This window comes from Janthinobacterium sp. GW823-FHT06H09 (assembly GCF_058794735.1).
Genome location: NZ_JBXAHC010000018.1, coordinates 90977 through 98400 on the forward strand (window position 1 = coordinate 90977; position 7424 = coordinate 98400).

The window sequence follows — 7424 nt, forward strand, 5'->3', positions numbered from 1 at the left end:
TATACTTATATTTACTTTTTCTTTACACTGTTGAAATAGGGTAACAACTCCACTCTCCCGCGCGGTCCTCCTGGTTCCGCACCACCCTCCACCTACCTCTGATGACTTTGCCGTTGCCGGCAGAGCGTGGGCGGCCGTGCGCGTGATGGAAAGCAATGGAAAGGAATCGATATGGACAGCGCAATTTTCTTGAAAGGCATGGGGCTCGGCGCGAGCCTGATCGTGGCCATCGGCACGCAAAACGCCTTCTTGCTCAAGCAGGGCTTGAAGCGTCACTACGTGCTCACCTGCATTCTTGTATGTTTGCTGTGCGACGCCATCCTGATCACGGCCGGCGTGGCCGGCATGGGCACCTTCATTGCCGACAACCCCAATTTCCTGCTGTGGGCCAAGGCGGGCGGCGCCACTTTCCTGATCGCCTACGGCTTGCGCGCGGCCAAGTCGGCCTGGCGCCCGACGGCCCTGACGGTATCGGCCGCCAAGGCGCCCGAAGGCTATTGGGCCGTGATCGGCGCGGCGCTGGCGTTCAGCCTGCTGAACCCGCACGCCTTCCTCGATACGGTGATTTTGCTTGGCTCGATCGGCGGCCAGCATGAAGGCGTGGGACGCTTTTACTTCGCCGGCGGCGCCATCATGGCCTCGGCCCTGTGGTTCTTCCTGCTGGGCTTTGGCGCCCGCTACCTGGCGCCCGTGTTTGCCAAGCCCATGGCATGGCGCGTGCTCGACGGCATCATCGCCCTCGTCATGTGGGCCATCGCCGCCTCGCTGTTCCTGTAATCAGCGGGTCAGGAAGTTCAATACACGGCTGGCCAGCTTGCCGTAAGGCGGCCGCAGCAGCGTCAAAGGGCTGTAGCGTGCCTGGTAGAACACGGGCCGCAGCTTGCTGAAAGTGTGAAAACCTTCGACGCCGTGGTAGTGGCCCATGCCGGACTCGCCCACGCCGCCGAAGGGCAGATCATGCTGGCCCACGTGGAACAGCGCGTCGTTGACGGACACGCCGCCCGACATTACCGTGTCGATCAGCATCTGCACGGTCTGCTTGTCGTTGCTGAACGGATAGATGGCCAGCGGGCGCGGTCCCCCGTTGATGCTGGCGACTACGGTCTCCAGCTTCGCATAGCCGCGCAGGGGCAGGATGGGGCCGAAGATTTCCCGTGTCAGCAGCAGGCTGTCTGCGGGCGCGCCGAGCACGATGTGCGGCGCGATCTTGCGCGTGGCCCGGTCGTACGCGGGCCCCGGCAGCAGCGAAATCACTTGCGCGCCCCGCTCCCGCGCTTCATCCAGGGCCTGCAGCAGGCGCTCAAAGGCGGCTTCGTCGATGATGGAGGTGTAGTCGGGCGTGTCCAGCCGCGGGTAGCGCGTGGGCATGATGCGGCGCGCATGCTCGACGAAGGCGGCGATGCTGGCTTCGGGCAGCCAGGCGTGGTCGACGCTGGTGCAGATTTGCCCCGCATTCAGGTACTTGACGAACAGGATGCGCTCGGCAGCCGTGCGCACGTCGAAATCGGCGCAGACGATGGCCGGCGCCTTGCCGCCCAGCTCCAGCGTGACGGGGCACAGATTGCGTGCGGCCGCCGCCATGACGGCCCGGCCCGTCTGCCCGGAACCCGTAAATAGCAGATGGTCGAACGGCAGTTGCGAAAACGCCATGCCCACGCCGCCCGTTTCGTCAACAAACTGCAGCTTTTCCGGCGGGAAATAGGCGGGCATGGTCTCGATCAGCAGCCGCGCCAGGTGGCGCGAGTTCTCGCTCATCTTGACCATGGCGCGGTTGCCGGCGGCAAAAATGTAAGTCAGGGGCACCAGACTCAGGTTGACGGGGAAATTCCACGGCACGATGACGCCTACCACGCCCAAGGGCTGGGGCAGCACGCGGTTGCGGGCGCCCGGAAAATTGCGCCAGTCCACGCTGCGGCGCTGCGGTGTCATCCACTTTTTCAACTTTTTCAGTACGTGATCGATGCCGTCGATGGCGGGGAATATCTCCGCCAGCAAGGTTTCATGGTGGGAACGGTTGCCATAGTCGGCGCTGATCGCCTCGCACAATGCCAGCTTGTGGTCGCGGATGTAGCGCTGCAGGGTTTGCAGGTCGCGCTTGCGCTCGGCCAGGGGCGGCACGGGGTGGGCCAGACAGGCGGCGCGCTGCAAGGCCAGGGCGGCAGCGAGTTCGGCGTGCTTCAGTTCCATGTTGTTTGCGACATCAGGCATGTTGCTCCTTGGCCGGCCGGGCAATACGCGCGCCGTTCCAGCGCACTATAGGCGAGTATTGGCAAATGTGCCGCCAGCGAGCCGACGCTGCCGCGCGATACCCCGTAAAATGTCCGTCAACTTGACGCTACGCTTTCCAGGAATGCCATGACCTCGACAACGCCAGACTCCCTGCACATCGTGTGCCCCCATTGCGACGCCGTCAACCGCCTGCCGGCGGCCCGGCTCACGGAACAGCCCACGTGCGGCAAGTGCCAGAAGGAGCTATTCACGGGCCAGCCAGTGGACCTGGCCAGCGCCCGTTTCCTCAAGCATATCGAACGCAGCGACATTCCCGTGCTGGTGGACTTCTGGGCGCCATGGTGCGGCCCGTGCCGCAGCATGGCGCCCTTCTATGTGCAAGCCGCCAGGACCCTGGAACCGGCTTTTCGCGTCGTCAAGGTAAATACGGAAGCGTCGCCGGACATGGGCAGCCGTTTCAATATCCGCAGCATTCCCACCCTGGCCCTGTTTTTGCGCGGCGTGGAAGTGGCGCGCCAGCCGGGCGCCATCGATGCCAATGCCATCGTTGCGTGGGCGAGGGACAAGGCGCGTTTCTAGGCACGAGGGAAAGCCGTTCAGGTTTTCCATTTGACATTTACTACGGCGCCATATTATATTGCGCCATATGATAAAACTCGAACAGAAATACACGGCCTTGCTCGGTGACGTGCAGCGCCGCGCGCCCGGCCCCGACATGCCGGCATCCGTCGAACGCCTGCGCCTGTGCTTTGAAGTGCTGGGCCTGGCATCGGCCATCGATGGCGATTGCGCCGCGCGCCTGGGCCGGCATGGCTTGTCGGAAGGCAAGTTTGTGCTGCTGGCCCTGCTGCGCGACGTGCCCGATGGACTCTCGCCGCACGCACTGGCCGAGCGGGCCGGCGTGACGCGCGGCACCATCACGGGTTTGCTCGACGGCCTGGAACGCGACGGCTTCCTGGCGCGCCATGCGGACCAGTTCGACCGGCGCAAGCTGCTGGTGCGCCTCAGTGCCAAGGGAGCAGCGGCGGCCGCCACCCTGGTCGATGAGCACGCGCAATGGATCGCCAGCCTGTTTGCCGATTTCACGCCGGACGAGATGCAGTTGTTGAGTGGACTATTGGAAAAAGCCTGGCGCAAGACGGATAAGGGTGAAATGCAGGGTGCTGCATGAGCCGTGGCGTCGCCGACATCGCGCCCGCGCGCCTGGCCCTGCTGAACCAGGGAGCGGTGGCCAGCGCCACCCTGACGGAAGGGCTGGCCATCGATTTTGCCCAGTTGCTGGCTGCAGTCGTGCCCGCTATCGGTGTGGCCCGCCTGGAGCGGATGCGCGCGCAGGCCGCCGCCGGCATCACCGGGCGCATGGCGCTGGCGGCGCAATTGCTGCTCGATGCCGGCACCGACCTGGCGATGCTGCAAGCGCACCCGTCCGACACGGTGCGGGGCTGGGCCTGCTTTGCCATCGCCGCCCAAGCGGGCTTGACCTTGCCGCAACAGCTGGCCGCCATGCGGCCGCTGGCCGACGATGGCCATTTCGGCGTGCGCGAATGGGCCTGGCTGGCGCTGCGTCCCCATCTGGCGGCGCGTCTTGACGCGGCCATTGCCTTGCTGGTCCCATGGACGGCGGACCCGTCGGAAAGAGTGCGCCGCTTTGCCTGCGAAGCGCTGCGCCCGCGCGGTGTGTGGTGCACGCATATCGCCCGGCTAAAGGAAGAGCCGCAGCTGGCCTTGCCCCTGCTGCAAGCCTTGCGCGCCGACCCGGCCGTCTACGTGCAGGATTCCGTGGCCAACTGGCTCAACGATGCGGCCAAGAGCCAGCCGGACTGGGTGCGCAGCCTGTGCGCGCAATGGCTGCTGGACAGCCCCGCTGCCGCCACGGGACGCATCTGCAAGCGGGCGCAGCGCTCGCTGGCCTGACGTTTCAGCGCCAAGCCGATTGCCTGGCGCTGAAGCGGCGCTTTTCCCGCGCATAGGGTAAAGTTTGCTGTATTGCCACAATTACCTGACTGTCATGCCGTTCAAACTGCTGTCCACTGTGTTATTTGCCCTGTTGCCATTGGCGCTGCACGCCGCGCCGGCACCCGGCCCGCAAGCCCTCGTCGTCGCCGCCCGCAGCCAGGTGGGCGTGACCGTGCAGTACGACCCGCGCTACGAGCGCCTCGCCTATCCGGGCGGCGACGTGCCGCTCGAGCGCGGCGTGTGCACGGACGTGGTCGTGCGTGCCTACCGTAAACTTGGGCAGGATTTGCAGGTGCTCGTGCACGAAGACATGCGCAAGGCGTGGCAGGTGTACCAGCAGCAGGGACGCTGGCAGATGAAGGGGCCGGACCGCAATATCGATCACCGGCGCGTGCCGAACCTGGGGACCTACTTTGCCCGCCACGGCACCAGCCTGCCGCCAAGCAAAGAAGCGAACGCTTACCGCGCGGGCGACATCGTCACCTGGCGCCTGCCGCGCAACCTGACCCATATCGGCATCGTCAGCGACAAGCAGTCGTGGGGCGGCGTGCCGCTGATCATCCACAACATCGGCGAGGGCGCGCGCGAGGAAAATATTTTATTCAGTTATCCGATTACGGGGCACTATCGTTGGCAACCCCGCTGAGGGGCAGGGGCGCGATCTCTTGCAGGATCGCCAGCACCCTGGCCAGCGCCGTGTCGATATCGAGCTTGTCGATGGCGCCATAGCCGAGGAACAGGCCTTCATGGCGGGCTGGACCGTGGTAAAAACCGGCCAGCGCATACAGGCTGACGTCGGCCAGGCGCGCGCGGCGCAGCAATTCCGCGATATCGAACGGCGCCTGCGCCAGCGCCGCCACGTGGAAGCCGGCGCTGGCCGGCACCAGGCGGAACCATGGGGCCAAGGGGCCGTTGAACCAGTGCTGCAGCCGCTCGCGCCGCCCCGCATAGATGTCGTGGCAGCGGCGGATATGGCGCAGCAAATGGCCATCGCCGATGAACTTGGCCAGCGCATGCTGGCCCAGGCTGGCCGTATGGCAATCGCTCAGGTATTTCACCGTCTGCATGGCGGCCACGATGGCTTGCGGCAGCACGACATAGCCCAGGCGCAATTCCGGCAGCATGATCTTGGAAAAGCTGCCCACGTGCGCGACGATGCCGTAGCGGTCCATGCTTTGCAGCGCATCCTCGGGCCGGCCCTCGTAGCGGAAAGCGCTGTCGTAATCGTCCTCGATGATGATGGCGCCCAGCTGCTGCGCCCGTTCCAGCAGGGCATGGCGGCGCGCCATGCTCATCGGCATGCCCAGCGGAAATTGATGGGCGGGCGTGACATAGATCAGTCGCGTGCCGTCCGGGATTTGCGCGACGATGATCCCATCCTCGTCCACTTCGACGCCCACCACGCGCGCGCCCTGGCTGGCGAACACGGCGCGCGCCACGGGGTAGCCGGGTTCTTCCACGGCAACCGTGTCGCCCGGCTCGAGCAGGGTCAGCGCGAGCAGGTGCAAGGCTTGCTGCGCGCCGCTGGTGACGAGCACCTGTTCCTCGGTGCAATGGATGCCGCGGCTGAAGGCGGCATGGCCGGCGATCGCCGCGCGCAAGGCGGGCAAGCCTTCCGCGGGGCCATAGCGGCCGCGCGCCTGGCCGCCCTGGCGCAGTGCATGCAGCATGCAGGCGCGCCATTCATCCTGCGGGAAATGCGCGGGCGTGGCACGTCCGCCGATGAAGGCGTAGCGTGCCGGCGTTTCCTGGCTGGCGCGGCGCAGGGGCGTGGGTGTCGCTTCCCAGCGGGCGATGCGCTGCGCGCTGGCCAGCAGCGTGCTCGCATGGCGGCGCTGCGGTGAGGCATGCGGCGTCTGCACGAAGCTGCCCACGCCCACTTTGCCGACCAGCAGCTTTTCATAGCCGAGCTTTTCATATACGTCGGACACCGTCTTGCGCGACAGGCCCAGCTGGCTGGCCAGCAGGCGCGAGGGCGGCAATTGCTGCCCATCCGTCAGCCGGCCCGAACGGATGGCTTCGCTGAGCTGGCGGTACAGCTGGCCGCCCAGGTCGCGCGTGCCGTCGATCAGGATATGTAATTCCATGGAGTATCTGTTGGTGGTCTGCTGTTTTTCGGGGGGATTGGCCTGCCGCGCGTACTTCCTGCGCTTCTACAATGATGCATCTCTCATTATCAAGGAATGCATCATGACACAGCAACGTATTGATTTTGTACAAGCCTCGCCCGACGCCGTCAAGGCCATGTATGCGCTGGAAGCGGCCATCGCCAAACTGGGCGTGGAACATTCGCTGCTCGAGCTGATCCGCCTGCGCGCGTCGCAAATCAATGGCTGCGCCTTTTGCGTGGACATGCACACGAGTGATGCGCGCAAGGCGGGCGAAACGGAGCGCCGCCTGTATGCCGTCTCCGTCTGGCGCGAAACGCCGTTCTTCACGCCGCGCGAGCGGGCCGTGCTGGCCTGGACGGAGGCGCTGACCCTGCTGCCGCAAAATCATGCGTCCGACGAAGACTATGCGGCGCTGGCGCAGCAATTGACGCCGGCCGAGATGGTCAACGTCACTCTGGCCATCGGCTCCATCAATACCTGGAACCGCCTGGCCGTGGGCTTTCGCAAGATGCCTGAATAAGCTCTTTGTTCGTTCGCGAACAGACGATAGGCTGGTCCCTGTGTAGGCTGGCAGGACGATTGATCAGCCAGGGAGCAGCCATGCAAGTACATATCGGGGAAGGCGCCGAAAAGACGCCGCAGCAGGAGGAAGAGGCGCGCCGCGAATTCATCGCCGAACTGTGGCGGCGCTTCGAAGCCTTGCAGGAATGGGCCGTCAGCCACTGGCCCGATCAGCAGCACCCCTTGAGTTCCGCCGACTTCGTCGAGACGCGCAAGGAAATCTTGAGCTTGCGTTCGTCGGCTGGTTCCTTGAACCAGCCATCGCTGAACAATGAAGCGGAACCGGAGCAGGGCGGGGCGCAATACCAGGATGTGACGCCGGCACCGTGGCCGTAACCTTGGCCGTCATCGTGCCTCTATCTTGGTTGTAGGTCGGATTAGGACCGAAGGGCCGTAATCCGACAACATGGTTGGCAGATGCAGTCGGATTACGCGCTTGCGCGCTAATCCGACCTACGCTTCTGCCTTCCCTTGCGCAAACACCCAGCAAACCAAACTCACCAGCAGGCCCGCCATTACGCCATACGCCAGGTTCAGCGCGCTGTCGAACAGCAGCGGCGCCACCAG

The 7424-nt window shown here is 64.9% G+C and carries 9 protein-coding genes; 7 read left to right on the forward strand and 2 right to left on the reverse strand.

What is annotated here, in order from left to right; genetic code table 11:
* Positions 1-171 precede the first annotated feature (171 nt).
* The gene (locus AC1Q6X_RS24595) at positions 172-777 is read left to right on the forward strand and encodes a LysE/ArgO family amino acid transporter (RefSeq protein WP_070218259.1); all 606 of its coding nucleotides are present in this window, start codon (positions 172-174) and stop codon (positions 775-777) included.
* Here the strand turns inward: AC1Q6X_RS24595 and AC1Q6X_RS24600 are convergent, their stop codons facing one another.
* Positions 778-2208, reverse strand: coding sequence for a coniferyl aldehyde dehydrogenase (locus AC1Q6X_RS24600; RefSeq protein WP_492498670.1), 1431 nt, complete (start codon positions 2206-2208; stop codon positions 778-780). It abuts the gene before it with no gap.
* 147 nt (positions 2209-2355) lie between these two features.
* On the opposite strand from AC1Q6X_RS24600, the gene trxC reads away from it, so the two are divergent.
* The 4 genes from trxC to AC1Q6X_RS24620 all read left to right on the forward strand — a co-directional run bounded on the left by trxC (position 2356) and on the right by AC1Q6X_RS24620 (position 4831).
* Positions 2356-2808, forward strand: coding sequence for a thioredoxin TrxC (gene trxC / locus AC1Q6X_RS24605; RefSeq protein ID WP_492498671.1), 453 nt, complete (start codon positions 2356-2358; stop codon positions 2806-2808).
* Positions 2809-2878: 70 nt separating this feature from the next.
* Entirely contained in the window at positions 2879-3400 is a 522-nt protein-coding gene (locus AC1Q6X_RS24610) for a MarR family winged helix-turn-helix transcriptional regulator (protein ID WP_492498680.1), read from the forward strand.
* On the forward strand, positions 3397-4143 hold the full coding sequence (locus tag AC1Q6X_RS24615; protein ID WP_492498672.1) for a HEAT repeat domain-containing protein: 747 nt from the start codon (positions 3397-3399) through the stop codon (positions 4141-4143). Before AC1Q6X_RS24610 ends, AC1Q6X_RS24615 begins: the two co-directional genes overlap by 4 nt.
* A gap of 94 nt (positions 4144-4237) precedes the next feature.
* Complete coding sequence (locus tag AC1Q6X_RS24620; RefSeq protein WP_492498673.1) at positions 4238-4831, forward strand: DUF1287 domain-containing protein; 594 nt, start codon at positions 4238-4240, stop codon at positions 4829-4831.
* Here AC1Q6X_RS24620 and pdxR read toward each other — a convergent pair.
* Positions 4800-6272, reverse strand: coding sequence for a MocR-like pyridoxine biosynthesis transcription factor PdxR (pdxR, locus tag AC1Q6X_RS24625; protein ID WP_492498675.1), 1473 nt, complete (start codon positions 6270-6272; stop codon positions 4800-4802). The two genes, AC1Q6X_RS24620 and pdxR, sit on opposite strands and share 32 nt — an antisense overlap.
* Before the next feature lie 103 nt (positions 6273-6375).
* Between pdxR and AC1Q6X_RS24630 the strand changes: the two genes are divergently transcribed.
* Complete coding sequence (locus tag AC1Q6X_RS24630) at positions 6376-6816, forward strand: carboxymuconolactone decarboxylase family protein (RefSeq protein ID WP_409026672.1); 441 nt, start codon at positions 6376-6378, stop codon at positions 6814-6816.
* An 80-nt stretch (positions 6817-6896) separates the two neighbouring features.
* Positions 6897-7193: a hypothetical protein gene (locus AC1Q6X_RS24635; RefSeq protein WP_492498676.1), complete on the forward strand. Its 297-nt coding sequence runs from the start codon at positions 6897-6899 to the stop codon at positions 7191-7193.
* Positions 7194-7424: the final 231 nt, after the last annotated feature.